Origin of the sequence: Neomegalonema perideroedes DSM 15528 (genome assembly GCF_000374145.1) — a bacterium.
GTDB lineage: Bacteria > Pseudomonadota > Alphaproteobacteria > Rhodobacterales > Rhodobacteraceae > Neomegalonema > Neomegalonema perideroedes.
This window is the reverse complement of sequence record NZ_KB893654.1, coordinates 198,565-224,935: the sequence shown is the minus strand read 5'-3', so window position 1 is coordinate 224,935 and position 26,371 is coordinate 198,565. Positions and strand designations below refer to the sequence as shown.

Here is a 26,371-nt window from a genome sequence, read left to right as displayed (position 1 = left end):
GTCGCCGGAAGAGACCGCCAGAGGGAGCCCAGGGCCATGTCGAGCGCCGTTAAAAACCACGATTATCATATTCTTCCACCGAGCATCTGGCCCTTCGTGGGCGCGGTCGCGGCCTTCGTCATGTTCGTCGGCGGCGTGCTGTGGATGCACGACGTCACGCCCGTCATGTTCTGGATCGGGCTGGTCGGCGTGATCGTCACCATGTTCGGCTGGTGGCGCGGCGTGATCCATGAATCCAACACCGGCGATCATACGCCGGTGGTGCGCATCGGCCTGCGCTACGGCTTCATTCTGTTCATCATCTCCGAGCTGATGTTCTTCGTGGCCTGGTTCTGGGCCTATTTCAAGGGCGCGATCTATCCCTCGGACATGGTCACCTCCGAGGATTACGCCAGCAAGCTCGGCACCTTCCCGCCCGCCGGAATCGAGCCGGTGGACCCCTGGGGCCTGCCGCTGATCAACACGCTGATCCTGCTGCTCTCGGGCGCGACGCTCACCTGGGCGCATCACGCTCTGCTGGAGAACGACCGCAAGAACCTCATCCGCGGCCTCGCGGTGACGGTGGCCCTGGGCTTCATCTTCCTCGGCATGCAGGCTCTGGAATACGTCCACGCCTATCATGAGGGCCTGACGCTTCAGAGCGACCTCTATGGCGCGGTCTTCTTCATGGCGACCGGCTTCCACGGCTTCCACGTCTTCATCGGCGCGGTGTTTCTGGCGGTCTGCCTCGTGCGCGCCATGAAGGGCGACTTCACCCCCGAGGCCCATGTCGGCTTCGAGGCCGCCGCCTGGTACTGGCATTTCGTGGACGTGGTTTGGCTCTTCCTCTTCATCTCGGTCTACATTGGCAGCGCCTATTTCCTCCACGCCGCCTGAGGCGGCCCCGCCCGCCCGCAGCCGTCGCGCTTTGGGGATCGCTCTCCTTTTCGCGGCGGCGGGGCTTGGGCTTCTGCTGAGCCTCGGCTTCTGGCAGCTTCAGCGCCTTCACTGGAAGGAGGCGCTGATCGCCATGGCCGAAGCGCGGATCTCCGCCGCGCCCGGCCCTCTGCCCGCCGCCCCCACGCCGGAGGCGGATCAATTCCGCCCCGTGCTGATCCGGGGCGCCTACGCTCAAGAGCCCGAAACGCTCATCGCCACCAGCCGCGCCCCCGACGGGCCGGGCTTCCGGGTGGTGGAGGTCTTCGAGGCCGAAACGCCCGCGGGCGCGCCCCGCCGCATCCTCGTGGATCGCGGCTACGTCCCCTCCGCCAAGCGCGACCCCGCCAGCCGCCCCGAGAGCCTGCGCTCCGGGGAACAGGAGCTGAGCGGCGTCCTGCGCTGGTTCGACGAGGGCAATTTCGCCATTCCCAAACCGGATTTTGAGAATCGCCTCTGGTTCGAACGCGACGTTCCCGCTCTGGCGGCGGCGCTCGGGACGGAGCCGACGATGATCCTCGCGGCGGATGAAGATCCGACCGCCCTACCCCTCGCCGATCCGCCCGACGTCTCTTATCGCAATAAGCATCTCGAATACGCCGGGACGTGGTTTTCTCTGGCGGCGGCTTGGGCGCTGATGTCTTTTGTCTGGCTGCGCCGCCTCGCTTCGGCGCGTCCCGACGCGCCCCGTCTCGACTCCGGGCGCGGGCGCGGGGTATAGTCGGCCTTTCCTCCGAGCCTGCGAGAGTTTCCGAATGTCCGCCGAGACCCCTGCGCGCAAAAAGCTGTTCGTCAAGACCTACGGGTGCCAGATGAACGTCTACGACTCCACGCGCATGGCCGACGCCCTCGCGCCGGAGGGCTATGACGAAGCCGCCACGCCCGAAGAGGCGGATCTCGTTCTGCTCAACACCTGCCATATCCGCGAGAAGGCCGCTGAAAAGGTCTATTCGGATCTCGGGCGCATCAAGAAGATGGCCGAGGCGCGCAAAGCCGAAGGCGGCGCCGGGATCCTCGTGGGCGTGGCGGGCTGCGTGGCTCAGGCCGAGGGCGCGGAGATTCTGCGCCGTCAGCCCATGGTGGATTTCGTGGTGGGGCCTCAGGCCTATCACCGCCTGCCGGAGCTGGTCCGCGAGGCGCGGGCGCCCGGCCCCAAGCGCGTGGACACCGATTTCCCCGTCGAGGATAAATTCGAGGCTCTGCCCAAGATCCCGCGTCGCCAGACCGGACCCACGGCCTTTCTGACCGTTCAGGAGGGCTGCGATAAATTCTGCGCCTTCTGCGTGGTGCCTTATACGCGGGGCGCGGAATATTCGCGGCCCGTCGCCAAGCTCCTCGCCGAGGCCGAAGCTCTGGTCGCCTCCGGCGCGCGGGAGATCACCCTCCTCGGCCAGAACGTCAACGCCTATCACGGCGAAGGCCCGGAGGGCGAAATCTGGGGCCTCGCGCGGCTGCTGGAGGCTCTGGCGGCCATGGAGGGAATCCTGCGGCTGCGCTACGTCACCAGCCATCCCCGCGACATGAGCGAGGATCTGATCGCCGCCCATGGCTCCATCGCCAAGCTCATGCCCTATCTGCATCTGCCGGTTCAGGCGGGCTCGGATAAGATCCTCAAGGCGATGAACCGCAAACACACCGCCGCCGAATATGTCGCGATCATCGACCGCTGCCGCGCGGCGCGTCCGGATCTCGCGGTGTCGGGCGACTTCATCGTGGGCTTCCCCGGCGAGACCGAGGCCGATTTTCAGGACACCCTCGCCCTCGTCGCGCGGGTGGGCTACGCGCAGGCCTATAGCTTCGCCTATTCGCCGCGTCCGGGCACCCCCGCCGCCGATCTGCCGCAGGTCTCCGAGGCGGAGAAATCCGACCGCCTTCAGCGGCTTCAGGCTCTGCTCGTGAAGCAGCAGCAGGATTTCGCGCAATCCCGCCTCGGCATGGAGGTCGAGGTGCTGCTGGAGCGCGTCGGACGCAAGCCCGGCCAGATGGTCGGGCGCAGCCCTTGGCTGCAAGGCGTGCATCTCGACGCCCCGGCGGCGCTCATGGGCCGGATCGTGCGGGCGAAGATCACCGAGGTCCGCGCCAACAGCCTCGCCGCCGAGATGATCGACGCCGAGGCTTCGGCGGCGTGAGCTTCGGCGGCCTCAAAGCTCTGGGGCTGGCGGCGGCGCTCCTCTGGGCGAGCCTCGCCGCCGCGCAGGAGGCGATGCAGGAGGCGATTCCGGCCGCGTCTTTCGCGCCGCTGCATCTGCGGGCCGTCCCGATTCCCTTCGACCTCCGAAAGCCTCGCGCGGAATCTCCGCCGCGCCTGAAGCCCATGGCGGCCTATGCGCTGCATTCGGATCATCCGCGATTCGGCGGGCTCTCCAGTCTGGCTTTCGGGCCGGGGGGCGCGCTTTACGCCGTGACCGACGTCGGCGGCTGGGTGAAGCTCACGCTGGAGCAGGATGCCTCAGGCCGCCTGACCGGCGTGACCGGCGTGATCGGCGATCTCTCCGACGGCCTCGGCGCCTTTCCCAAAGAGGACGCCGACGCCGAATCCCTCGCCTTCTCGCCGGACGGGCGCAGCGCCTATGTCGGCTTCGAGCGGCGTCACCGCATCTGGCGCTATGATCTGACACCAAAGGGCGAATGGCCCGCCCGCGCCGCCCGCGCCTATGCGCCGCCCGAGCTTCAGGCTCTGACGCGCAATCGCGGGATCGAATCGCTCGGCGTGCTGCCGGACGGCGCGCTTCTGGCTCTGGCGGAGAACTCCCGTCCCGGCGACGCCGCGATTCCCGCCTGGATTCTCCGGGATGAGGAGGCGCTTGAACTCTCCTGGCGCCCGCGTCTGCGCGAGGGCTTCCTGCCGACGGATCTCGACGTGGGGCCGGACGGCTGGATCTATCTGCTGGAGCGCCGCGTGAGTTTGACCCATGGCTGGGCGGCGCGGGTGCGGCGTCTGCCGGTCGCGGCGGTGGAGCCCAAAGTCCAGATGGGGGCCATGGTCATCGCGGATTTCAGCAATCGCCGCCAGAGCCTCGATAATATGGAGGGGCTGGCGGTCCGCTACGAGGGCGAAGGCGCGGCCCGGCGCTTGCGGCTTTATATGATCTCCGACGATAATTTCCTCGTTTTCCAGCGGAGCTTGCTGCTGCAATTCGAACTTGAGGAGGGGGCGCCATGAGCAGACCGGGACATGGTCCGGATCTTGTGATTCTCACCGGAGCGGGGCTTTCGGCGGAATCGGGGCTGGGGACTTTCCGCGAAAAGGACGGGCTCTGGACCCGCTACGACCTGAACGACGTGGCCACGCCGGAAGGCTTCGAACGCGACCCGAAGCTGGTCCGCGATTTCTACAACGCCCGCCGGGCCAATCTGCGCGAGGCCGAGCCCAACGACGCTCATCGAGCTTTGGCGCGTCTGCAAAGGACTTGTCCGGATCAGGTCATGATCGTGACGCAGAACGTGGACGACCTTCTGGAGCGCGCGGGCGCCGAGGCGCTCCATATGCACGGCGAACTCTTCAAAACGCGCTGCGCCTTCTGCGAAGCGGTCTGGACGGACCAAGGCGATCTCGGCGCGGAGCAGGCTTGCCCCTCCTGCGGGCGATCCGGAGGCGCGCGGCCCGACGTGGTCTGGTTCGGCGAGATGCCCATGTTCCTGCCGCAGATCGAGGCCGCTTTGGAGCATTGCCGCTTCTTCGCCTCCATCGGCACGAGCGGGGCGGTTTATCCGGCGGGGGGCTTCGCGGCTCAGGCGCGGCGGGCGGGAGCGCGGATCGTGGAGCTGAATCTTGAGGAGACGGAGATCTCCCATATCTTCCATGAGGCCCTCCGCGGCCCGGCCTCCGAGATCCTGCCGCCTTGGGTGGAGGAGATGGAGGGCCGGCTCGCCCGCAGTCCTTGGGGGTGTTGAGGGGATTGGCGCTTTCTCAATCTCGTCCGACATAAAATGAAATCGGGGAGCGGCCCGGCCTCTCCCCCTCCGCAGTTTGGGCGCCCGAAGGCGGACGCCCTGAACATCCGAAAGGCTGGCGTCCTTATGGCCAAGAATAAACGAATCTCGCGTCTGAAGCCGGTCGAGGCGGATCTGCGCGACGCGACCCTCGCGCCCAGCACGCCCCAAACCGAAGCCTCCGCCTATCGCCTCGCCTTCGCGGATCAGGAGTTCATGAAGCATGAGGCGCTTCGCCCCGTGCGGCTTCAGCTGGAGCTGCTCAAGCCTGAGATGATCCTGAGCGAAGCGGGCGTCGCCTCGACGGTGGTGCTCTTCGGCGGCGCGCGCATCCCCGAGCCCGGCAAAGAGGCTTGGGCGGGCAAGACGCCGGAGATCAAGGCGCGTCTGGCGGCGAACTCCCGTTATTACGAAGAGGCGCGGGAATTCGCGCGCATCGCCTCGCTGGAATCGCTCAAGAGCGACGGCAAGGAGTTCGTCGTCTGCACCGGCGGCGGACCCGGCGTGATGGAGGCGGGCAACCGCGGCGCCGCCGACGTCGGCGCGGCCTCCATCGGCCTGAACATCGTGCTGCCTCACGAGCAGGCGCCCAATCCCTACGTCAGCCCGCAATTCTGCTTCAACTTCCACTATTTCGCGATCCGCAAGATGCATTTCCTCATGCGGGCCAAGGCGGTGGCGGCCTTCCCCGGCGGCTTCGGCACCATGGACGAGCTCTTCGAGGCCCTCACCCTGATCCAGACCGGACGCGCCGCGCCCATGCCGGTTCTGCTCTTCGGGGAAAGCTTCTGGCGGCGCATGGTGAATTTCGAGGCTCTGGCCGAGGAAGGCGTCATCTCGCCGGAGGATCTCAAGCTCTTCTCCTTCGTGGACGACGCCGCGACCGGCTGGCGGATCGTCAAGGACTGGTACAAGCTGTGAGCGGAGCGCCCGCCGCGCGCCGGAGCCGCCGCGCCCTGATCTGGGCCGCAGGCGCGGCTTTGCTGCTCGGGGCGGCCGTCTTCGCCTTCTGGACGACGCGGGCCTGCGGCTGCGCGCCGGAGCCGCGTCATCCGCCCTCTTCCGCGCCGGAGGCGGCGGCCCCGAGGCCCTGAAGCCTTCCAAAGGGCCGGAATTCGGGCTAACTCCCTTGGCTCCGATCAGAGACAAGGGAGAGCGTCATGTCTGCGGACGAAGCGCTGGACGAGGCCGTGATTCTGACTCAGGCGCTTTTGCGGATCCCCTCCGTGACGCCCGACGCGGGAGAGGCCGTCGCGCATCTTCAGGGCTGGCTGGAGGCGAAAGGCTTCCGCTGCGCCCGCCCCGACCGCAACGGCGTGCCGAATCTCTTCGCCAGATACGGCGAGGGCCGCCCGGCCTTCGCCTTCAACGGACATCTCGACGTGGTGCCTCCCGGCGGCGGCTGGACCCGCGACCCCTGGGGCGCCGAGCTTGAAGGCGGGCGGCTCTATGGGCGCGGCGCCGCGGATATGAAATCGGGCGTGGCGGCCTTCGCCGTGGCGGCGGCGCGCTTTCTCGCCGCGACGCCGGATTTCGGCGGCTCCATCCTGCTGACGATCACCGGAGACGAGGAAGGCCCCAGCGTCGACGGCACCCCCGCGATCCTCGACTGGATGGCCGCGCAAGGCGAACGCCCGGATCATTGCCTCGTCGGCGAGCCGACCTGTCCGGCGCGCATGGGCGAGATGATGAAGATCGGACGGCGCGGCTCGGTCACCTTCGCGCTGACGGCGCGGGGCGCTCAGGGCCATGCGGCCTATCCGCATCGGGCGAGGAATCCGATTCCGCCGCTGATGAAGCTGCTCGACCGCCTCGCCTCCGAGCCTCTGGACGCGGGAACCGCCCATTTCGAGCCCTCGACCCTCTCCATCGTCACCGTGGACGTGGGCAATCCCGCCGACAACGTGATTCCCGCCGAGGCGCGGGCCAAACTCAACATCCGCTTCAACGACGCCCATACGGCCGATTCGCTGCACAAGCGAATCGAGGCGGCGGCGGCGGAGATCTTCCCCCCGACCGGCGTGGATCTGGAGCTGACGCGCCGGGTCTCGGGCGTGAGCTTCGTGACGGAGCCCGGCCCCTTCACGGCGCTGATCCGCGATTCGGTGGAGGCCGCGACGGGCCTGCGTCCGGAGCTGTCGACCTCCGGCGGCACCTCGGACGCGCGCTATATGCAGGCGGTCTGCCCGACGGCGGAGTTCGGCCTCGTCGGCGCGACGCTCCATAAGGCCGACGAATGGGTGGAGGCCGCCCATGTCGTTCAGCTCGCCGAGATCTATCAGGCGATTCTCGAGCGCTATTTCCAGAGCTTCCGCGCCGCCTCCTGATTCGCGCATGAAAACGCCCGGCCCCTCTGGGGACCGGGCGTTTCGCTCAACCGCCGAAAGACGATGCGACGCGCCGGGGCGACGCGCCGGTTAACGCCCCGGGTTAACGCGCCGGGAGCCGCCAGCCCGCCGGAGGCGTGATCGCGCATTCCATGCCCTGCGTCATGAAGGCGTGGCAGAGCTCATGCGCCGAGGCCATGCGCAGGCTCAGGATCTGGGCGCGATAGAGGAAGCCGCCTTCCGGACGCGCGTCGGCGACGATGCGCGGCGCGGCCTGAGTCTCGGGGCGCAGCACGCCCATCACCGCCGCCAGATGGATGCGGTTCTGAGCTTCGTCTCCGGTGGGGAAGCCGCCGAGCTGCACCGCCCATTCCTCGTTTTGAGCGGCGATCCGGGCGGCGGGGGCTCCGGCGGGCGGCTGGAAGGCCGCCATGCGGACCGCCGTCGGGCGCTGCGCGATCGTGGGCTTGGGACGCGGCGGAGGCGCCATGACGAGGCCGGTCGGGCGCGGCTGAGGCGCGGGCGCCGCCGCCACCGCCGGAGCCGCCGCGCGGCTCTTGAGCAGGGCGAAGCCCTGATCCATGAGGGTCATCACGCGCTGATCGCGGGAGCGGGCGCTGGTTCCGCCGAAGACCGCCACCAGCACGCGGCGTCCGTCGCGCTCGGCGGTGGAGACCAGATTATAGCCCGAAGCGACGGTGTAGCCGGTCTTGAGGCCGTCCGTCCCCGGATAGCCGGTCAGCAGCTTGTTGGTGGCGGGCATGCGCCGCCCGCCCCAGACCACGGCCTCGCGGCTGAAGATCGGGTAATATTGCGGGAAATCCAGATAGATGCGCCGCCCGAGGATCGCCATGTCGCGCGCCGAGGAGAGCTGTCCCGCCGCCGTCAGGCCATGCGGATTGCGAAAGGCGCTGTTGGTCATGCCGAGGGCTTTGGCCTTGGCGGTCATGCGCTGGGCGAAGGTCTCCTCGTCGCCCGCGACGGCCTCCGCCAGCACGACGACGGCGTCGTTGGCCGAGCGCACCGCGGCGGCGTGGATCGCCTGACGCAGCGTGATGGTCTCGCCGCGCTTGAGCCCGAGCTTGGTCGCCGGCTGAGCCGCCGCCCGCGCCGAAACCACGAAGCTCTGATCGATGCGGAGCTGCTTGTTTTCGATGGCCTCGAACACCAGATAAAGCGTCATCATCTTGGTGAGCGAAGCGGGATAAAGCCGCTTGTCGGGATTCTCGGATGCGAGGATCTCGCCCGTGCGGACGTCCATCGTCACCGAGGCGTATTTGGGATTGGCCGCCGCCTGCGGGGCCGTCGCTGTCAGGACCAGCGCGGCGAGCCCTGCGGCCAGCGCGCCTTTCGTCAGCGCGCGCAAGACGCGCAGGGCGCGAGTCGGGGGGAGGGATCGCCTCATTCCATCTGCTCCATCGGTTCGGTCGCCGGCGGTGAATCTAGAAGAATCCGGAAGAATCTAGAAGCCCCTGCATAACACTCCCTTAACGACGTCCGTCAATGCGTCAGAGGATCATATCCGTTTGTCGGTCCGGAGAATTTGCAAAACGGCTCGGGTCTTTTTATCTTCTGAAAAGGTTCTATATCAGATTGGCGTAATGACCGTGATCCCGCATCTGTCAGCGTCTCTTCGCCTTGGGCCCGAACGCGATCCCGACGAACCGGATCGCGGCGCGGAGCTCAAGACCCGGCCCCGGGCCGTGGCGAAGCGGCCTCCCATGTATCGCATCGTCATGCTCAACGACGACTTCACCCCCATGGAGTTCGTCGTGCATGTGCTGAGGATGTTCTTCAGCATTCCGACAGCGCGAGCCTACGACATCATGATGACCGTCCACACCAAGGGGGCGGCGGTCGTCGGGGTCTACACCTATGAGATCGCCGAAACCAAGATCGCGCAGGTGATGGATTACGCGCGCGTCCATCAGCACCCTCTGCGGTGCCGCATGGAGAAAGAATAGGCGCTCCGCCAAAAGGGCAGGCTCCCGAAAACGGGACTTGCCAGAAGGCTCGGCGGGGCGTCATCATCCTAAGACGGCGACGGGCTTCGCCCCCCGGTCGCCGATTTCGCGGGAAGGAGGCGGCCATGCCCTTCACCAAGTCTCTTGAAGACGCCCTGCATCGCGCGCTCGCTCTCGCGAACGAGCGCCGACATGAATACGCCACGCTGGAGCATCTGCTCCTGTCGCTCATCGACGAACCCGACGCGGCCAAAGTGATGCGCGCCTGCGACGTGGATCTCGAAAGCCTGCGCGGCGCCCTCACCCATCACATCGACGAGCGCCTGACCGGCATCGTGATCGAGGGGGATCCCATCGAAGCCACGCCCACCTCGGGCTTTCAGCGCGTCTTCGCGGCCGCCTCTCATCAGGCCAACGCGACGCGGCGCGGCGAGGTCACGGGCGCCAACATCCTGCTCGCGCTGTTCAACGAACGCGACAGCTACGCCGTCTCCTATCTTCAGGAGCAGGGCGTGACGCTGCTCGACGTGAAGAGCTTCCTCGCGCATGGCGTGGCGAAAAACGCCTCGCTCTCCGAGAACCGCGGCCCCGCCGAAGGGACCGAGGAGGCTTCGACCCGCGCCGCCGCCGAAACCCGGCCTCAGCGCGGCGAAAGCGCCCTCGACAAATATTGCGTGAACCTCAACGAGAAATCCGCCGCCGGCGACGTGGATCCGCTCATCGGCCGCGACGCCGAGGTGGAGCGCTGCATTCAGGTGCTCTGCCGCCGCCGCAAGAACAATCCGCTTCTGGTGGGCGATCCCGGCGTGGGCAAGACCGCCATCGCCGAAGGTCTGGCGCGCAAGATCGTCGAGGACGAGGTTCCGGAGATTCTGTCCGAAGCCACCATCTTCTCGCTCGACATGGGCGCTCTGCTGGCCGGAACCCGCTACCGCGGCGATTTCGAGGAGCGGCTGAAGGCCGTCGTCAAAGAGCTTGAGGAGCATGACGACGCCATCCTCTTCATCGACGAGATCCATACGGTGATCGGCGCGGGCGCGACCTCGGGCGGGGCCATGGACGCCTCGAACCTGCTCAAGCCCGCCTTGCAGGGGGGCAAGCTCCGCTGCATGGGCTCGACCACCTATAAGGAATACCGCCAGCATTTCGAGAAGGACCGCGCGCTCTCGCGGCGCTTCCAGAAGATCGACGTGAGCGAGCCGAGCGTCGAGGACGCGGTGAAGATCCTGAAGGGCGTCAAAACCTATTTCGAGGAGCATCACAACGTCCGCTACACGCAGGAGGCCATCCGCACGGCGGTCGAGCTTTCGGCCCGCTACATCCATGACCGCAAGCTGCCCGACAAGGCCATCGACGTGATCGACGAAGTGGGCGCGGCGCAAGCCCTGCTGCCCGATTCGCGGCGCAAGAAGATCATCTCCCCCAAGGAGATCGAGCAGATCGTGGCCAAGATCGCCCGCATCCCGCCGCGCAGCGTCGCCAAAAACGACGCCGAGGCCCTGCGCGATCTGGAGGGCAAGCTCAAGGCTCAGGTCTTCGGACAGGACGCCGCTCTGGAGGCTCTGGCGAGCGCGGTGAAGCTGGCGCGCGCGGGTCTGCGCGAGCCGGAGAAGCCCATCGGCTGCTATCTCTTCACCGGCCCGACCGGCGTCGGCAAGACCGAGGCGGCCAAAAGGCTCGCCGAGATCATGGGCGTCGAGATGCTCCGCTTCGACATGTCGGAATATATGGAGAAGCATTCGGTCAGCCGCCTGATCGGCGCGCCTCCGGGCTATGTGGGCTTCGATCAGGGCGGTCTTCTGACGGATGGCGTCGATCAGCATCCCCATGCGGTGCTGCTGCTCGACGAGATCGAGAAGGCCCATCCGGACGTGTTCAACATCCTGCTTCAGGTGATGGACCACGGAAAGATGACCGACCATAACGGCAAGACGGTCGATTTCCGCAACGTCATCCTGATCATGACCTCCAACGCGGGCGCCTCCGACATGGCCCGCGCGGCCATCGGCTTCGGCCGCGAGGAGCGCGAAGGCGAGGACGAGGAGGCCGTGAACCGGCTCTTCACGCCCGAGTTCCGCAACCGCCTCGACGCGGTGGTGCGCTTCGGCGCCCTCCCCCGGCCGGTGGTGCTCGACATCGTGGGCAAATTCATCCGCCAGCTGGAATCCCAGCTCAAAGAGAAGAACGTCCGCATCGAGCTGACCGACGAGGCGGCCGAATGGCTGGCGGTCAAGGGCTACGACTCGCGCATGGGCGCGCGTCCTCTGGCGCGGGTGATTCAGGAGCACGTCAAAAAGCCGCTCGCGGAGGAGTTGCTCTTCGGCAAGCTGGCGAAAGGCGGCGTGGCGCGGGTTTCGGTGCGCGACGGCGAATTGCGGATCGAAAGCGTCGGCGACGAGGGCAAGCCTCTGGCTCTGACCGGACCGCGGCGCAACGCGCCCTTGCTGCCCGCCGACTGATCGCGGCTCCGCCGCCGAAAAACGACGAAAGGCGCCCCCCAAAGGGCGCCTTTTTTCATGAGCGATTTTAGGGGGGCGAGCCCAGCTTAACCGCCCGCGCCTTGGACAAGGGCGGATTTTCGCGCTTTGATGCGGCGCCTTCCGCTCAAGGAGCCCGCCCGCATGCTTCGCCGTCTCGCCTTCGCCGCCCTTCTCTGCGCGCCGCTTCCGGCTCAGGCGCTGGAGCTGAGTCTCCCCGTGGATTGCGCCTTAGGCCGCGATTGCTTCATTCAGCATCTGGTGGACCGCATCCCCGGGCCCGGCGTGCAGGATTTCGCCTGCGGCGCCGCGAGCTACGAGGGTCATGAAGGCGTGGACATCCGCGTCCCGGCCCTGACCGACCTCAAGCGCGGCGTGACGATCCGCGCCGCCGCCGAGGGGCGCGTGGTGCGGGCGATGGATTCTCAGCTCGACCATATGCTGGAGGACGGACAAGCGCTTTTCGCCGCCAATTGCGGCAACGGCGTCACGCTGGAGCATGGCGAGGGCTGGATCACGCAATATTGCCATATGGTGCTCGGCTCGGTTCAGGTCCGCGTGGGCGACGTCGTTCAGCGCGGCCAGCCGCTCGGGAATATGGGCGTCTCGGGCGCGACGAGCTTTCCCCATCTGCATTTCGCCGTGAAGAAAGGCGAGCTCGTCGCCGATCCCTTCAAAGGCGCCTGCGGAGGCTCGGGCCTCTGGCGTGGCGATTCGGGTCTGGCGGGCTGGACGCCGCGTCCCGAGATCCTGAACTGGGGTCTGGCGGGCGCTCCGCCCACGCTGCAGGCGGTCAAGACCGATCCCGCCGCCCTGCCTCCGCCGGCCGGCGGGCGGGATTTCATCTTCATCTGGGCGCAGGTTCTCGGCGCGCGCCCCGGCGACGAATTGCGGGCCAGTCTGCGCGACCCCTCCGGCAAGATCGCCGCCGACGAGCCTTATCGCGTGGATTCGGGTTCCGGAGTCTTCTTCCTGCGGCTCGGGGTGGAGCCCAAGGACGGCGGTTACGAGATCTGGCCGCCGGGCGGCTATGAAGGGAGCCTGCGCCTCCTCCGCGAGGGGCGCGAGCTCCTGCGCGATTCCCGCCGGATCGATCTGCGCTGAAAGCGGCTTCGGCGCGCGCAAAAGCCTTATGACGCTGATCGGCGGCGCTCTTTCATGGACGCGGCCTCCTCTATAAAGGAGGATGGAGGGGCGGGCGCTTCGCCTGCGGATCTCGCGCGAGCACTTGGGAGGATCTGATGAAACATCTGCTCTGGGCGCTTTGGGGCCTTTCGCTTCTGGCCGCGCCCGCGCGCGCGCAGGAGGCCGCGCCGGAGGACTTCCCCTCCGCCGACGCCGCTTATGTGGGGCAAGTCAACGCGCTGCTCGACCGGGCGCAGGAAAGGCTGGAGCAATCGGGCTTCCTGCTGCAGCACCGACAGGTCTCGGCGGTGGATTCCGACAGCAATTGGGATTCAGAAGCCTATCTGGAGGCGGGCGGACGCTACGCCGTGGTCGCGGTCTGCGACGTGGATTGCTCCGACGTCGATCTTCAAGTCACGGATTCCGCGGGCTCCGAAGCCGCCTCCGACTATAGCGTCAGCGATACGGCCTTCGCCCGTTTCGAAGCCTCGGAGACCGGATCCTTCGGCATTCAGGTGCGGATGTACGGATGCCAGGCCCCGGCCTGCTACGCCGCCGTGGCGCTGTTCAGGAAATCCGAGGCGCCGCCCGCGCCCGTCACCATCGAATAAGCGCCGGTTCGAGCGAGAGCGCCCTCCGGCGCTCTCCGCCCGCCTAGAGCGGCTCGCCGCGCAGCAGACGCGGCAAGTCGCCCATCTCGCCCGCCGCCTGAGCCATGAAGCGCCGCTTCAGAGGCGCGAGCTTCTCCACCGCCGAGATCCCAAAGCCCCGCACGGCCCGCAGAATCGCGGAATCATTCGAGAAGAGCCGGTTCATGGCGTCCATGCCGAGCCCCATGGCGGCGTTGTCGAAGCGGCGGCGGCGCTGATAGCGCTCCAGCACGTCGAGCGCGCCGATGTCCTCGCCCCGGCGCAGAGCCTCGGTCAGAACCTCCGCGAGCGCCGCCACGTCGCGGAAGCCGAGATTCAGCCCCTGCCCCGCGATGGGATGCACCGCATGGGCGGAATCCCCCAGCAAAGCCAGACGCGGCTTCACATAATCATAGGCCAGCGAGAAGCTTAAGGGATAGCTCCAGCGCGGCCCCTCCAGCTCCAGCCCGCCGAGCATGCCGCCCATGCGCCGCCGGACCTCGCGCAAAAAGGCCTCTTCGCCCGCCGCCATCACGGCTCGGGCGGGCTCCGGCTTCTCCGTCCAGACCAGCGAGGAGCGATTCCCCGTCAGAGGCAGAACCGCGAAAGGCCCCGAGGGCAGGAAATATTCATGAGCCACGCCCTCATGCGGCTTTTCGTGGCGGATGGTCGCCACCAGCCCCGTCTGGTCGTAGCGCCAGCGGGCGTGGCGGAAGCCCGCCGCCTCCGCCGTGGAGGAGCCCCGCCCCTCGCAGATCACCGCCAGAGCTCCGCGCCAGCTCCGGCCGTCGGCCGAGAGGGCTTCGGCTTCGGCGGGCGAGGCCGTCAGATCCTGAATCCGCGTCTCGTCGACCAGCGTGATCAGAGGCTCCTCTTCGAGGCGGCGGCGGATCTCGCGGCGCAGATGGCGGTTCTCGGTCAGCCAGCCGAAAGGCCCGCGCCCGGTCTCGCGATGGTCGAAATGGAGGAAATGCGCGAAGGAGCCCTCCGAGACGCGGCCTTCGGTCACGAGGATGTCGTCGATCGGCTGGACCTCTCCGGCCATGGCCTCCCAGACGCCGAGAACCTCCAGAAGGCGCTTGGAGCCCGCCGCCACGGCGGAGGCGCGTCCGTCGAACTCCTCCTCGAAATGCCTTGCGCGGGGCGCGGCGTCGATCACCACCGAGGGGATCCCCCCCGAGGCCAGAACCAGAGCCAGAGAGCCCCCCGTCAAGCCGCCGCCGAGGATCAGGACGCCTTCCGTCCGCATCTGCTCTTGAGCTTTTCGCTGAATCTCGGACATGGGATCTCCTTGCTCCGCGCCTCGCGCCCAATCTAGCCCTCCGCGCGGCGAAGGGCCAGAGTTCTCGCCCTTTGCGCCCTCCGGACTCGGCGTCGCAGGGCGGATAAGGGTTTAAAAATCCTGCGCTGTCGGGTTATCTTGAAGCGGCGCGCCATCTCTCGGCCGCGCCCGCCCGAGGCCTCCGCATGACCCTCTCCGCCGCCGTCGCGCCTGCTGAGGCGCTCAATCGCTTCGCGACCCTGCCGCCCTACCCCTTCGCCCGGTTGCGGAGCCTGCTCGGCGGCGTGGAGCCCGGAGGGCCGGAGCTGGTCATGACCATCGGCGAGCCGCGCCATGCGCCGCCCGCCTTCGTCCCGGAGATCATCGCCCGCGAATCGGCGGGATTCGGGCGCTATCCGCCGACCGAGGGCCCCTTGAGCTATCGTCAGGCCGCCGCCGATTGGCTGATCCGCCGCTTCGATCTGCCGCCCGGCTTCGTCGATCCGCAAAAGCAGGTTCTGGCGCTGAGCGGCACCCGCGAGGGGCTGTTCATGGCGGCTCTGGCGCTGGTTCCCGGGCGCAAGAACGGGAAGACTCCGGCGGTGCTGCTGCCCAATCCCTTTTATCAATGCTACGCGGCGGCGGCGGCCGCTTCGGGCGCCGAGCCCATCTTCGTCCCGGCGACCGCCGAAACGGGGCATCTGCCCGATTACGCGAGCCTCCCCGCCGAGATCTGGGATCGGACGGCCTTCATTTATCTCTGCTCCCCGGCCAATCCTCAGGGCGCGACGGCCTCGCGGGCCTATCTGACCGATCTTCTGGCCCGCGCCGCGCGGACGGGGGCGATTCTGGCCGCCGACGAATGTTATTCCGAGATCTACGACCGCGCGCCGCCCACGGGCGCTTTGGAGGTCGCGGCGGCGGGCGGCGGATCCGAGAATCTTTTGGTTTTCCATTCGCTGTCCAAGCGCTCCAATCTGCCGGGGCTGCGGATGGGATTCGTCGCGGGGGGCGCGAAGCTGATCGCCGAGATGGCGCGGCTGAGGTCTTACGGCGGCGCGACCGTCCCGACGCCTTTGGCTCTGGCGGGGGCCGCCGCATGGCGCGACGAGGCCCATGTCGAGGCGAATCGGGCGCTGTATCGGGAGAAATTCGACCTCGCGGATCAAATTCTCGCCAATCTTCCCGGTTATGCGCGTCCCGAGGGCGGATTTTTCCTCTGGCTGCGCGTGAAGGAGGGCGAGGATTCGGCCTTGCGGCTCTGGCGCGAGCATGGCCTGCGGGTTTTGCCCGGCGCCTATCTGGCGCGGGATTCCGACGGGGCGCTGGGCGGGCCGAAAGGCAATCCGGGGGCGCCTTATCTGCGGGTCGCGCTGGTGGAGGATCTCGATTCCACGCGGCGCGGGCTGGAGATCCTGCGCGAGGAGATGCGCGCCCATCCGGGCGCATGAGCGAAGGCGGGCGCCCCGACCGGGCGCCCCCGACCGGGCGTAAAGCCGAAACGACGACCATAATCAAAAAACGACCAAGGATTGAGACGAGCCATGACCTCCGCGACGGATCTTCCCCCCCACAGCCTCCGGCCCTCCGGACCGCCGCGCGCTCTGGGCGCGGCGGTCGGGCGCTGGAGTCTGCGGCTTCTGGCGCTGCCTTTGCTGGCGGCGGCGCTCTGGCTGGCGCTGGCGCTCTGGAGCCATAATCCGAGCGATCCGAGCTGGCGGCGGGCCGTCAGCTGGGAGCCGCGCAACTGGCTGGGCGCGAGCGGCGCCAATATCTCGGACATGCTGCGCTTTTATCTCGGCACGGCGGCTTGGGCGCCGCCCGCCGCCCTGACGATCTGGGCGGTCAATCTCTGGCGGGGCCGGCTGCGCTGGATGTCGCCGCCGCGGATTCTGGCGGCGAGTCTGGCGGTCCTGCCGCTGACGGGCTTCCTCAGCGCCTATCCCAAGGCGACGACGCCCGGCTTCGGCGGGCGCCTCGGCGACATCGTGGTGACGCCCTTCGCGCAGCTTCTGGCCTCTTTGGGCTGGGGTTCGCCCTATATGCTGCCGGGGATGCTGATGGGGCTTCTGGCCTGCTTCGCCTTCCTCTACGGCTTCGGCGTGACGCGGGCCGACTGGCGGGCCTCATGGCGCGACCTCGCCCGCGGCAAGCTGCGCGCGACGCCGCCCGAGGCCGCGCCTGCGCGTTTCGCGCCCGCTTCTCCCGCGCCTCAGGGCCCGGCGAAATCTCCCGTCAAACCCGCCGCCAAATCCGCGGAGCCGCCGAAGGCCGAGGCCGCTCCCGCCCGCCCCTCCAAAGCCCGCGAGGCCGCCGCGCCCGCGCTGGGCGCGGTGGGGACGGGCGTCGGCGCCCTTGGGGCGCTGCTCGGCGCGGCGGCCTCCAAGGTGGAGGAGGCCGTGTCCGCGCGCCGGGGCGCTCCGGAAGGCGTGCTGGGCGCCACCACCACGCCGCCGCCCAAGGTCAAGCGCAGCCTGACGCGCAAGACCCCCTCCCCCGCCTCCGGACTCTCCGGCGGCTACGCGCCGCCGCCCCTGAACCTGCTGACCGCGCCTTCCGACCGCCCGACGCAGACTTCTCCCCTCGCCTTGCGGGATCAGGCCGACCGTCTGACGCAGGTTCTGGAGGAATACGGCGTCAAGGGCCGCATCGTGGAGTCGCGGCCCGGCCCGGTGGTCACGCTGCATGAGCTGGAGCCCGCCCCCGGCCTGAAGGCCGCCCGCGTGGTGGCTCTGGCCGACGACATCGCCCGCTCCATGACCGCCGCTTCGGCGCGGGTGGCGGTGGTTCAGGGCCGCAACGCCATCGGCGTGGAGCTGCCCAACCAGACCCGCGAAAAGGTGCTGCTGCGCGAGATGTTCGAAAGCTCCGCTTTCGTCCATGCGGATTACGCGCTCGCTCTGGCGCTCGGCAAGACCATCGGCGGCGAGCCCATGGCGGCCGATCTCGCGAAGATGCCTCACTTGCTGATCGCGGGCACCACCGGCTCGGGCAAGTCGGTGGCGATCAACACCATGATCCTCTCGCTGCTCTATCGGCTTTCGCCCCGCGACTGCCGCTTCATCATGATCGATCCGAAGGTGCTTGAGCTTTCGGTCTATGACGGAATCCCCCATCTCCTCGCCCCGGTGGTGACCGATCCGCGCAAGGCGGTCTCGGCGCTGAAATGGGTCGTGCGCGAGATGGAGCGGCGGTATCGGCTGCTCTCCAGCCTCGGGGTGCGCAATCTCGGGGGCTATAACGCGCGGGTCGCCGCCGCCGAGGCCACCGGCTCGCCTCTGCGCGCGCCGGAGATCCCCCCCGGCGAGACCGAAGCCCCCTTGCTGGAGCGTCTGCCGCTGATCGTGGTGGTGGTGGACGAAATGGCGGATCTCATGCTCGTGGCGGGCAAAGAGGTCGAGCATTGCGTGCAGCGCCTCGCGCAGATGGCGCGCGCCTCGGGGATTCATCTGGTCATGGCGACCCAGCGCCCCTCGGTGGACGTCATCACCGGCACCATCAAGGCCAATTTCCCCACCCGCATCAGCTTTCAGGTCACCTCGAAGATCGACAGCCGCACCATCCTCGGCGAGCAGGGCGCCGAGCAGCTGCTTGGTCAGGGCGACATGCTGTATATGAGCGGCGGCGGACGCGTGCAGCGCCTGCACGGCCCCTTCGTCAAGGACGAGGAGGTCACGGCGGCGGTCCAATATCTGCGCGATCTCGGCCCGCCCGAATACATCGACCTCGCCGCCCCCGGCGAGGAGGAGGAAGGCGACGCGCTCTTCGGCGGCGAGGCGGGCGACGGCGAGGACGAGCTTTATCGTCAGGCGGTGGCCATCGTGGCGCGCGACCGCAAGGTCTCGACCAGCTACATCCAGCGCAAGCTGGCCATCGGCTATAACCGCGCCGCCCGCATCGTCGACATGATGGAGGACAACGGCGTGGTGGGTCCGCCCAACAACGTCGGCAAACGCGAGGTGCTGATCGCGGAGGAGTGATCCTTCTCCGTCCGCTTTCCTCCGCGCCTCTTCCTTCGCGGCGCATGAGCGGCCATATTGCCGCCTCAGAAGCCTGCGAATCCTTTCCGCGGCGCCTCCGCGCCCCCCTTAAAGACAGAGATTGGCTTGATGACACGTCGCGATCTTTTGATGATGGGAGCCGCCGCCGTCGCGCTGGGCGCCCTGCCCTCCTCCTCCGCCCTCGCGCAGAACCGCGATCCCGAGACGCTGGCGCAGCTGAGCGCCTATCTCAACAGCGTCACGACCATGCAGGGCCGCTTCACGCAGCAATCCTCCGACGGACGCGTGGCGCAGGGGAATTTCTATCTGCGTCGTCCGGGGCGTCTGCGCTTCGAATATGACGAGCCCTATCCGACGCTGGTGGTGGCCGACGGCGTCTGGGCCGCGGTGATCAACCGCCGCGCCAAGACCCTCGACCGCCTGCCGCTGAACTCGACGCCTCTGGCGCTGCTGCTGCGCGAGAACGTCAATCTGACCTCCGAGGGCGCGGTGCGCGACGTGCAGCGCGGCCCCGGCATCCTGCGCGTGACCGCCGTGGATCCTCAGCGCCCCGGCGACGGCTCGGTGACCATGATCTTCTCGACCAATCCCATCGAGCTTCAGCAATGGATCGTGGTCGATCCTCAGGGCAAGACCAGCACCATCAGCATGAACAACGTGCAGCGCGGCATGGCCATCGAGCCGGCGAAATTCGTGATCGAGGATCCGAATTTCCGCTGAGCGGCCCGCGCTGAGGACAAGCGATTTCCGACGCGAATCGTCGCCTGACTTCAAGGCCCCGGAGAGGTTTCTCCGGGGCCTTCTTCATGGGCCGAAGCAGGCTTCGGGGCGCGGCGCTTCGTCTCAGTCCGGCCCCTCCCCGGACATCCCGATTCTTTCCCTCGGACTTTCTGATTGATTCCCTCGGGTTTATAGCGTAGCAAGGGAGTCGGAATTCAAGATCTCCGGTCGCCCTTCCTCCGAGGATCCGTTCGATGCCGAAACTGACGCGTTTCTCCCTGCGCAAGACGTCCGCCGCCTTTCCCGGCGCGGTTTGGGCGTCACGGTCCGGCGGATTCTTCTGCGAAGACGCGGCGAGGCCGACATGATCGTCTGTTCCTGCGCCGTGATCGACGACCGCGCGATCAAATCCGCGGTCGAGACGGCGGTCGCCGACGGCGGGTCTCTGACCTGCGCGGGCGTTTACAAACATCTCGGCAAAAGGCCGAGGTGCGGGAATTGTCGTCCCCTGATGATGAAAATCATTGACGAACTCCATGCGCGCGGGGCGGAATGCCCCTATGGCGGCGCTCCCTGCGCCGCCGCCGGGATTCGTCAGGGAGAATGTCATCATGAAGGGCGACGCCAAGGTCATCGAGCACCTGAACAAGGGGCTCCGCAGCGAATTGACGGCCGTGAGCCAATATTGGCTTCACTACCGGCTGCTTGAAGACTGGGGCTACGGCAAGCTGGCCGATAAGGCGCGGGCGGAATCCATCGAGGAGATGCGCCACGCGGATCGGTTCATCGCGCGCATCCTGTTCCTCGAAGGCCATCCGAACCTCCAGACTCTGGATCCTCTGCGCATCGGCCAGACCGTCCTTGAGACGCTGGAATGCGACCTCGCCGCCGAGCAGGAGGCCCGCGCGCTCTATAAGCAGGGCCGCGATCTCGCGCATTCCGTCGGCGATTACGGGTCGATGAAGCTCTTCGAGGAGCTGATGATCGACGAGGAAGGCCATATCGACTTCCTCGAAACCCAGATCCAGCTGCATAACGCGATCGGCGCGCAGGCCTATGGCCAGCTCAACGCCAAATCCGCCGACGCCGCCGAAAGCGGCGAGGGCTGACGCCGCTGCGGCCCCGCCTTCGGGCGGGGCCGAAAACCTCAGAGGATCTTGGAGAGGAGGCCCCGCCTGAGCCTTGCGCGCAGGCGAGACGGCCGCGCGCCTCAGAAATTCCAGCTTCCGCCGAAACCTCCGCCGCCCGTGTCGAAGCGGATCGAGGGCACGGCGCCGCCGACCATGTCGTCCAGCGCGCCGCTGACGTGCAGCACATAGGCCAGAGCCGCCATGATCGCCGCCCCCGCCAAAAAGGCGAAGACGATCTTCCAGGCGCTGTAGGGGCGATCTCCGCGCACCGCGCCGGTGCGGCCGTTGACCACGAATTGATAGCTCTTGCCGCGATAGCGATAGGCCGCGATCCAGATCGGCAGGAGGATATGTTTGAAGGTGATCGCCCCGAGCTGGGTGTCCACCGAATTGATCTGCTGATGATCGCCGCCGATGTCGAAGCGGATGTCGCGGCGGATCTGCAGATCCATCACCGCGCGGGCCTCGGAGAAGCCTTCCTCCAGATCCACCGTATAGGCCTCGGAGCGGAAGCCCGCGAGGTAATCGGCCTTATAGGGCACCAGCGCATGCAGATCCCAAGGCGCGAGCTGATCGGCGTGGGTCTTGGGCAGGCCCGTCGAGGCCAGCACCAGAATATCGTCGAAGAAGCGCCGCACCCGCCCGCGCACGTTGCTCCAGCGGATGCGCGGCACTTGGCGCGTCATACGGCGGGGGCCGTCGTTGGTCTGCACGGTGTAGGTCTCGGTGACGTAATAGGTGTCGCCGCGACGGCCCGTATATTCGCTTTGGGTGTCGGCGTCGAAGGTCCAGTAAGGGGTGTAGATGCCGGTCAGGCGCTTATCGGCGCGGGCGAACTGGCGCAGGCCCGAAGGCGCGAACCAGCGCGAGCCCAGCCAAGCGTCGAGCGCCTTGCGCCCCTCGCGCTCGCTGAGGACGAAGGGCAGAAGCCCCTTGGGCTTGAAATGGCGGTTGGCCCCCGGATCTCCCACCAGAGGCGAGGCGCAATAGGGACAGACCGAAGCCCGCTCCTGCTCGTCGCGTTCGACGGCGGCGCCGCAATTCCCGCAGACCACGACCTGCGTGGTCTCGATCTCGGTCGAGGAGATCTGATCCTTCAGCGCCCGGCGGAAATCCACTTCGTGGATGGCCTCGCCGGAACGCGAATCGATGAAGTTCACATGGCCGCAATGGGGACAGACCATGCGGTCCGTCCCCGGCTGAAAGACGAGATGCGCGCCGCATTGCGCGCAGGGAAAGCTTTCCGAGGCGCCCGAAGGAGGATTGAAGTCGTCCTCCGGCGCCGCGCCCCAGATCCCTGCGCCTTTGCGGCCATCGCGGTCGGTCAAGTCGGTCAGCCCTTCGGCAGGGGCGGCGGGGCCGAATCGGCCGCCGAGCCGCCGAGATTCAGCGCCTCATGGGCGGGGCGCCATTCGCTCATGCCGGGACTCCAGATCAGCGCGTCGGAGGGCACGCCCCCCGCCGCGATGGCGTCGCGGACCTGCTGCTCGTCGTAAGGCCCGGCGGGCGAGCCGTTCAGAGCCACATGCCAGAGCTTGCCCGCGGGCTTGCTCGCGCCGGGCAGAGGCGGCGGGGCGGCCCCGCCTGAAGCTGCTCCGGCGGCGGGGGCGGGCGTATTGAGGATTCCCCCTGCGCCCTGCCCCAAGGCTCCGCCGAGGACGAGGCCCATGCCCGCCCCCGCCGCGCCCGGATTGGCCGCCGCCACGCCCAGAGACTTCGCCGCCTCGTAATGCTTATAGCGGTCGAGATCGCCGATGACGCCCATCTCGGTGCGCTTGTCGAGGGCCTTCTCGACCTCGGGCGGGAAGGAGACGTTTTCGATGAGGAGCTGCGTCAGTTCGAGGCCGTAATCCTCCTGCATCTGCGGATCGATGCGCTGACGGAGGAATTCGCCGATGTCGTCGTAATTGCGGGCCAGATCCAGCGCCGGGACGTTGGCCTCGGCGAGGGCGTTGGCGAAGCGCGAGACGATCAGATCGCGCAGGTTGTCGGCGATCTCGCCGACTTCGAAATGCGCCTCGGTGCCGACGATCTCGGTCATGAATTTGGCCGGATCCGAGACCCGCACCGCATAGGTGCCGAAAGCCCGCAGCCGCACCGGGCCGAATTCGGAATCGCGCAGCATGATGGGGTTTTTCGTGCCCCATTTCAGATTCACAAAGCGCTTGAGGCTGACGAAATAGACCTCGGCCTTGAAGGGGCTCTGGAATCCGTGGTCCCAATGCTGGAGCGTCGAGAGCAAAGGCAGATTGTTCGTTTCGAGCATATACATGCCCGGCTCGAAGACGTCGGCGATGCGGCCCTCGTTGACGAAGACCGCCGCCTGGCTCTCGCGGACGGTCAGCTTGGCGCCGTATTTGATCTCATTGCCATGGCGCTCGAAGCGCCAGACCATGGTGCGGCCGTCATCCGCGGTCCACTCGATCACATCGACGAATTCGCCCATCAGGCGATCCCAGAGACTCATGGCCGACCTCCTCCCGCAGCGCGCCGCGCCGCTTCCTTCGCAATCTCCCGCAGGATCGGGGCGGCCTCTTGGGCGCCCATGCCCGGCGTCAGACGCGGATCATATAATAAACGCAGAAGAGCTTCATCCTGCGCGGTCCAAAGGGCGTGGCGGTCGTCGTCGTCGAAGACGGAGGGACCGCGCGTCGCCGCATCGTTGAAGAGGCCCATGGCCTGCCCCAGCTCCTCGGCGAGGCAGGACCGCCGCCGCTCCGGATCGGCCTCCGCCTTGAGCAGAACCTCCGCCCGGATCAGCGCCCCGGTCTCGTCCGTCTCGCCCAGAGCCAGACAAAAAACGCCTTCCTCCTCCGCCCAGAGCCGCCGCAGCGCCCGGAAATCCTGCGCCGAAGCCGCATCCCGCCGCCGCCTCTCAGGATCAAGAAAGCGGATCCGCAAAGCGGCCTCCCCCTCCCCTTCGGAGAAGCTCAGACCCGTCAGGCCGGAGAGCCGCGCCAGAAGACGCCGCGCCTCGGCCCGATCCTCCGGCGCGCCGCCCTCGAAGGCGTAGCCCAGAGCCGCGCCCGAAGGCGGCGCCCAGCGCGTCAGCCGCGCGGGCGAGCCGCCCGGCTCGGCGATCCCGCCCTCCAGAGCCTCGGCCCGGAAGGCGAGCGCCGTGAAATCCGCCGCCAGAGCTTCGGCGTCGAGGGGACCGGCCTGAGGGCCGCGCGGAGATCCAAGCATCGGGGGAGCGCATCCCGCGAGAGCCAGCCCCGCCGCCAGAGCCATGACGCCGAACCGCCTCAGGAGCGGCGGCGCCCCGTCGAGGTGCCGAGGTTGTCGCCCACGCCGTCCTTGCGGGCGGAGGCGGCGGAGAGCGTGCGCTTAAGCTCGTTCTCCATATTGAGCAATTCGCGCTCGGCTTCGGCGCGGCGCTTCTTGCCCTCGTCGGCGATGGTGAGGCTCTCCTCGATGGTCGCGATGAGGCGCTGATTGGCCTCCTTCACGGTCTCGATGTCGAAAACGCCGCGCTCCATCTGCTCGCGGATCTCGCGATTGGCCTGCTGGAGGTTCTCGGCGTTCTTCTTGAGGAGGTCGTTGGTGAGGTCGGTGGCGGCCTTGACGGTGCCCGCCGCCTCGCGCGAGCGATGGATGGTCACGGCCTGCGCGAGCTGGGTCTGCCAGAGCGGGACGGTGTTCACGAGGGTTGAATTGATCTTATTGACGAGGCTCTTGTCGTTCTCCTGCACGAGGCGGATCGAGGGCAGAGACTGCATCGTCACCTGACGGGTGAGCTTCAGATCATGAACGCGGCGCTCCAGCTCGTCGCGGGCGGCGCGCAGATCGCGCAGCTCCTGAGCCTTCACGAGGCCCTCGCCCTCGGGGGCGGCCTGAACTTCGCGCTCTTTGGCGGGAATGTCGTTGGCGTCGAGATCGGCGATCTTGGCCTCGCCCGCCGCGATGTAGAGCGCCAGCTCGTCGTAGAAGGCCAGCGAGGATTCATAAAGCTTGTCGAGGAATTTGATGTCCTTGAGCAGGATGGTCTCATGGCCGAGCAATTCGTCGGAGATCTTGTCGATCTGGCCGCGCACCTGCTCGTATTTGGCCACGAAGTCATGCACGCTGCTGGCCTTGCCGAAAAGCCAGTTCCAGATGCGCGCGAAGAAGCCCTGCGGCGTGCTGACGCCCAGTTCGTTGACGTCGAAGCCCCGGATGGCGCCGACCATGTTGCGCAGCGCGCCGCCCGCCGGGCCGACGTCCTTATTGCGCACGCCCTCCAGCATCTGATCGGAGATCTGGGTGAGATCCTCCTGCGCCTTAGAGCCGAATTTAATGATCGACTGCGTGTTATGCAGGTCGATCTCCTGCATGCGGCGGCGGATCTCCTGCGCCTGACGCGGGTCGGCCTGCGGCAGGGTGATCAATTCGGCCTTGGGCGCGGGGAGCGCCAATTGCAGGGTCTCGGCGGCTTCCGCGACGGCGACGCGGGCCTTTTCCGTCACATCCTCGTTCGGCATGATCTTCCTCTTGTCGGGGGCCGACGCGCCGTCGGCGAAAACTTGAAGGCGTAAAGGCGAAGAAGCAGGCGTCAGACGCCCGCCTCATGCTTCAGACGATCGGCCAGCACCTCGATCTCCACGTCGAGATCCGTCCGGTCGTCATGCAGCAGCTTGTCGTAATGCTCGGCGGCGACCTGACGCATGTCGCGCAGGAGCTTGCGGAATTTCCATTCCATCTCGGGATCGACGTTGGCTTGGGCGCGCTCGTATTTCCGCGCGGCCTCCAGCACGCCGTCGAGATAGACCTTGAGGAATTTGCGCGACCGGCGCAGATCGCCCGGATCCTCTTCGATGCGCTTGAGGATGAGCTGCGTCTGATCTCCGATTTCGCGCAGAGGAGTCGCCAGCGAGCGGTCCTTGAGATTCCGCGCCACCCCCTCCAGAGCCGCGACCTTGCCGCGGGCTTCGGTCAGGGCGGCGTCGAGATCGGAGATGGAGACGTCGGAGATCGTGGCGTCGCCCTTGGCGCGCATGGGATCGGCGCCGAAGACGAAGGCCGAAAGCGCCCCCGCCACAAGGCCGACCGCCGCGCCCGAGAAGAAGCCGAAGGCCACGACTCCCGCCAGCCCCACGCCGAGCCCCACCGCCAGCGCGCCCAGAAGCTTGCGCGGCAGAGAGGGCGCCGCCGCGAGGCTGCGCGCGTCATAGGCCTCCTGAGCCTTCTGACCTTCGACGATCAGATGGGAGCCGAGCGCCAGCAAGGCCCAGGCGCCGAGGAAAGCCAGCATCTGGCCCGGATTCCCCGTCGCCAGAGAGCCGAAGGCCGCGAAGAGAAAGGGCAGGCCGAACCATGGAATGCGGCGCGCGCGCGCGGAATCGCGGCGACGCAGCCGCTCGGCGGCGTCATAGGGCTTGGCTGAGGAGGTCAAGCGCGATCTCCAGTCGTCGCGCGGCGCGGAGGCCGGGGCCGGACGTTCGGAAGAAGCGGAGGAGCGGCGGACGGGCTGCTCGAAAGGCGAGGCGGAGGATTTCGGCGCCGCGCGCTCTTCGCCGTAGACGGGCAGGCTCTCGGTGGGCGGCAGACGATCCGCCCTGTCTCCGAGGCTCGTCGGCGCGCGGGACTCCGGACGCGAGGGCCGCGAAGGGCGTTTGGGGCTGTAAGGCCCGCCCCAAGGCTTGCCGCCGCCGCTCATCGCGCGGGCTCCGCGACCGGGGCGGGGGTCGTCTCCTCGTCCTCGGCGTTGGCGGCGACGGCGCCCAATCCGACGAACAGGATGACGATCGCCAGCCCCCAATAGGCGACGCCGCGCAAAGTCGATGGATTCATCGCCGCATGTTTCTCCCAACCGGACCGCGCCTGCTCCGGCCTGCGGAGCGCCGCGGCGACGCCGCGGCCCCTGCGAGGGGGCGCCGGATCCCTATGTGGCGATGATATGCGAAATCGGCA

At 67.6% G+C, this 26,371-nt stretch carries 25 protein-coding genes; 17 read left to right on the top strand and 8 right to left on the bottom strand.

Annotation, left to right across the window (positions count from 1 at the left end; all coding sequences use genetic code 11):
* Positions 1–36: 36 nt before the first annotated feature.
* The 8 genes from B161_RS0108145 (at position 37) to dapE (ending at position 7,175) form a co-directional block, all read left to right on the top strand.
* Positions 37–876 (top strand): cytochrome c oxidase subunit 3, encoded by an 840-nt coding sequence (locus B161_RS0108145; protein ID WP_018632875.1) that lies wholly within the window; start codon positions 37–39, stop codon positions 874–876.
* A 31-nt stretch (positions 877–907) separates the two neighbouring features.
* Positions 908–1,636: an SURF1 family protein gene (locus B161_RS0108140; RefSeq protein WP_018632874.1), complete on the top strand. Its 729-nt coding sequence runs from the start codon at positions 908–910 to the stop codon at positions 1,634–1,636.
* A 34-nt stretch (positions 1,637–1,670) separates the two neighbouring features.
* Complete coding sequence (gene miaB, locus B161_RS0108135; RefSeq protein ID WP_018632873.1) at positions 1,671–3,044, top strand: tRNA (N6-isopentenyl adenosine(37)-C2)-methylthiotransferase MiaB; 1,374 nt, start codon at positions 1,671–1,673, stop codon at positions 3,042–3,044.
* Positions 3,041–4,078 carry an esterase-like activity of phytase family protein gene (locus B161_RS0108130; protein WP_018632872.1) on the top strand — a complete coding sequence of 346 codons (1,038 nt, stop codon included), beginning with the start codon at positions 3,041–3,043 and terminating at the stop codon, positions 4,076–4,078. Before miaB ends, B161_RS0108130 begins: the two co-directional genes overlap by 4 nt.
* The gene (locus B161_RS0108125; RefSeq protein WP_018632871.1) at positions 4,075–4,809 is read left to right on the top strand and encodes an NAD-dependent deacylase; all 735 of its coding nucleotides are present in this window, start codon (positions 4,075–4,077) and stop codon (positions 4,807–4,809) included. The genes B161_RS0108130 and B161_RS0108125 overlap by 4 nt, the downstream gene beginning before the upstream one ends.
* Before the next feature lie 126 nt (positions 4,810–4,935).
* Complete coding sequence (locus B161_RS0108120) at positions 4,936–5,769, top strand: LOG family protein (protein ID WP_018632870.1); 834 nt, start codon at positions 4,936–4,938, stop codon at positions 5,767–5,769.
* A complete protein-coding gene (locus tag B161_RS19580) occupies positions 5,766–5,942 on the top strand; it encodes a hypothetical protein (RefSeq protein WP_018632869.1) in 177 nt (58 codons plus the stop codon). Before B161_RS0108120 ends, B161_RS19580 begins: the two co-directional genes overlap by 4 nt.
* A gap of 66 nt (positions 5,943–6,008) precedes the next feature.
* A complete protein-coding gene (gene dapE / locus B161_RS0108110; RefSeq protein WP_018632868.1) occupies positions 6,009–7,175 on the top strand; it encodes a succinyl-diaminopimelate desuccinylase in 1,167 nt (388 codons plus the stop codon).
* Positions 7,176–7,278: 103 nt separating this feature from the next.
* Here dapE and B161_RS17390 read toward each other — a convergent pair whose 3' ends face one another.
* Entirely contained in the window at positions 7,279–8,580 is a 1,302-nt protein-coding gene (locus tag B161_RS17390; protein ID WP_018632867.1) for a D-alanyl-D-alanine carboxypeptidase family protein, read from the bottom strand.
* A 196-nt stretch (positions 8,581–8,776) separates the two neighbouring features.
* On the opposite strand from B161_RS17390, the gene clpS reads away from it, so the two are divergent.
* The 4 genes from clpS to B161_RS18795 all read left to right on the top strand — a co-directional run bounded on the left by clpS (position 8,777) and on the right by B161_RS18795 (position 13,352).
* Positions 8,777–9,139, top strand: coding sequence for an ATP-dependent Clp protease adapter ClpS (clpS, locus tag B161_RS0108100; RefSeq protein WP_018632866.1), 363 nt, complete (start codon positions 8,777–8,779; stop codon positions 9,137–9,139).
* A gap of 125 nt (positions 9,140–9,264) precedes the next feature.
* Complete coding sequence (gene clpA / locus B161_RS0108095) at positions 9,265–11,598, top strand: ATP-dependent Clp protease ATP-binding subunit ClpA (RefSeq protein ID WP_018632865.1); 2,334 nt, start codon at positions 9,265–9,267, stop codon at positions 11,596–11,598.
* Between the two features lie 162 nt (positions 11,599–11,760).
* Positions 11,761–12,720 carry a M23 family metallopeptidase gene (locus B161_RS0108090; RefSeq protein ID WP_026310287.1) on the top strand — a complete coding sequence of 320 codons (960 nt, stop codon included), beginning with the start codon at positions 11,761–11,763 and terminating at the stop codon, positions 12,718–12,720.
* A 137-nt stretch (positions 12,721–12,857) separates the two neighbouring features.
* Complete coding sequence (locus B161_RS18795) at positions 12,858–13,352, top strand: hypothetical protein (RefSeq protein WP_018632863.1); 495 nt, start codon at positions 12,858–12,860, stop codon at positions 13,350–13,352.
* A gap of 43 nt (positions 13,353–13,395) precedes the next feature.
* On the opposite strand, the gene B161_RS0108080 is transcribed toward B161_RS18795, so the two are convergent.
* Positions 13,396–14,652 carry an FAD-dependent monooxygenase gene (locus tag B161_RS0108080; protein ID WP_018632862.1) on the bottom strand — a complete coding sequence of 419 codons (1,257 nt, stop codon included), beginning with the start codon at positions 14,650–14,652 and terminating at the stop codon, positions 13,396–13,398.
* Between the two features lie 185 nt (positions 14,653–14,837).
* Here B161_RS0108080 and B161_RS0108075 point away from each other — a divergent pair, with 185 nt between their 5' ends.
* From B161_RS0108075 to bfr, 5 genes are all read left to right on the top strand, one after another.
* Positions 14,838–16,082 carry an aminotransferase class I/II-fold pyridoxal phosphate-dependent enzyme gene (locus tag B161_RS0108075; protein ID WP_018632861.1) on the top strand — a complete coding sequence of 415 codons (1,245 nt, stop codon included), beginning with the start codon at positions 14,838–14,840 and terminating at the stop codon, positions 16,080–16,082.
* 93 nt (positions 16,083–16,175) lie between these two features.
* Positions 16,176–18,611, top strand: coding sequence for an FtsK/SpoIIIE family DNA translocase (locus B161_RS17380; RefSeq protein ID WP_018632860.1), 2,436 nt, complete (start codon positions 16,176–16,178; stop codon positions 18,609–18,611).
* A 129-nt stretch (positions 18,612–18,740) separates the two neighbouring features.
* Positions 18,741–19,352, top strand: coding sequence for a LolA family protein (locus B161_RS0108065; protein WP_018632859.1), 612 nt, complete (start codon positions 18,741–18,743; stop codon positions 19,350–19,352).
* Positions 19,353–19,716: 364 nt separating this feature from the next.
* Positions 19,717–20,061 (top strand): (2Fe-2S)-binding protein, encoded by a 345-nt coding sequence (locus B161_RS20270; RefSeq protein WP_083922929.1) that lies wholly within the window; start codon positions 19,717–19,719, stop codon positions 20,059–20,061.
* Entirely contained in the window at positions 19,964–20,461 is a 498-nt protein-coding gene (bfr, locus tag B161_RS0108060) for a bacterioferritin (RefSeq protein WP_026310284.1), read from the top strand. The genes B161_RS20270 and bfr overlap by 98 nt, the downstream gene beginning before the upstream one ends.
* A 101-nt stretch (positions 20,462–20,562) precedes the next feature.
* Here bfr and B161_RS0108055 read toward each other — a convergent pair whose 3' ends face one another.
* The 6 genes from B161_RS0108055 to B161_RS19575 form a co-directional block, all read right to left on the bottom strand.
* The gene (locus B161_RS0108055; protein WP_018632857.1) at positions 20,563–21,810 is read right to left on the bottom strand and encodes a hypothetical protein; all 1,248 of its coding nucleotides are present in this window, start codon (positions 21,808–21,810) and stop codon (positions 20,563–20,565) included.
* A gap of 5 nt (positions 21,811–21,815) precedes the next feature.
* Positions 21,816–22,949 carry an SPFH domain-containing protein gene (locus tag B161_RS0108050; protein WP_018632856.1) on the bottom strand — a complete coding sequence of 378 codons (1,134 nt, stop codon included), beginning with the start codon at positions 22,947–22,949 and terminating at the stop codon, positions 21,816–21,818.
* Positions 22,946–23,668, bottom strand: a complete 723-nt coding sequence (locus B161_RS18790; RefSeq protein ID WP_157755583.1) for a DUF2927 domain-containing protein — start codon at positions 23,666–23,668, stop codon at positions 22,946–22,948. The genes B161_RS0108050 and B161_RS18790 overlap by 4 nt, the downstream gene beginning before the upstream one ends.
* 59 nt (positions 23,669–23,727) lie before the next feature.
* Positions 23,728–24,942: a toxic anion resistance protein gene (locus B161_RS0108040; RefSeq protein ID WP_018632854.1), complete on the bottom strand. Its 1,215-nt coding sequence runs from the start codon at positions 24,940–24,942 to the stop codon at positions 23,728–23,730.
* A gap of 71 nt (positions 24,943–25,013) precedes the next feature.
* Complete coding sequence (locus B161_RS18785; RefSeq protein ID WP_018632853.1) at positions 25,014–26,117, bottom strand: 5-bromo-4-chloroindolyl phosphate hydrolysis family protein; 1,104 nt, start codon at positions 26,115–26,117, stop codon at positions 25,014–25,016.
* The gene (locus tag B161_RS19575) at positions 26,114–26,251 is read right to left on the bottom strand and encodes a hypothetical protein (protein WP_018632852.1); all 138 of its coding nucleotides are present in this window, start codon (positions 26,249–26,251) and stop codon (positions 26,114–26,116) included. The genes B161_RS18785 and B161_RS19575 overlap by 4 nt, the downstream gene beginning before the upstream one ends.
* Positions 26,252–26,371: the final 120 nt, after the last annotated feature.